General features: G+C 78.7%; 1 pseudogene. It reads left to right on the top strand.

The features are described 5' to 3' along the window. Nucleotides 1-804 (top strand): annotated as a pseudogene (locus EEJ42_RS31140) (cell division protein FtsK); the annotation flags it as partial.

Here is an 804-nt window from a genome sequence, read left to right as displayed (position 1 = left end):
GCCACCCGGACGCGCTCACCGTGCGGCTCGGCTCCGCCGACCGGCTCTCGGGCGCGGGCGGGCTGCTGCCCGCCGCGCCGGTGACGGTGGATCTGCGGCAGGCGGGTTCGCTGGGGCTCGCGGGACCGCGCGGGCGGCTGGCCGGGCTCGCCCGTTCCGTCGTGGCGCAGCTCGCGGCGCTGCACTCTCCGGGGACGCTGGAGATCGTGCTGCTCAGCACCGAGGACCGGCCCGCCGAGTGGTCCTGGCTGGGCTGGCTGCCGCAGCTTCAGCCGTTGCGCGGGCAGGACTGCCGACTGCTGCTGGCGTACGACGCCGAGCAGGTGACGGCCCGTACGGCGGAGCTGACGCGGCGGCTGGACGACACCGCCGCCGGCGGCGCGGCGGGCCCGGCCGGGCCGTACACCGTGGTGATCGTGGACGGCGATCCGGGCCCGCCCGCGCTGCGCGAGACGCTCGCGCGGCTGGCGGTCGGCGGTCCGGGGGCCGGGATCCATCTGCTGTGTCTGGCCGAGGCCCCGGCCGCGTCGCCCGCCTCGCCGCTGTCGGTGAGTTACGAGACGGCGTGCGCGGGCTCCGCGGCGTTCGCGTCGTGCGAGGTGGCGGCGTTGCTGAGCGGCGATGTGGCCACCGGGTTGCAGATCGTGCGCCGGGATGCCGCCACCGGCGGCGCGGGCGTCCCCATGTGGGTGGCCGGGGCCACCACGGCGGCCACCGTGGACGCGGTGTCGGGGGCGTGGGCCGAGCGGTTCGCGCGGGCGCTCGCGCCCCTGCGCCCCGCCGCTTCCGGCCACGGCGACGAGG

It is taken from the genome of Streptomyces botrytidirepellens, assembly GCF_003721215.1.
Classification (GTDB): domain Bacteria; phylum Actinomycetota; class Actinomycetes; order Streptomycetales; family Streptomycetaceae; genus Streptomyces; species Streptomyces himastatinicus.
This window is presented reverse-complemented; position numbering and strand designations above follow the sequence as displayed.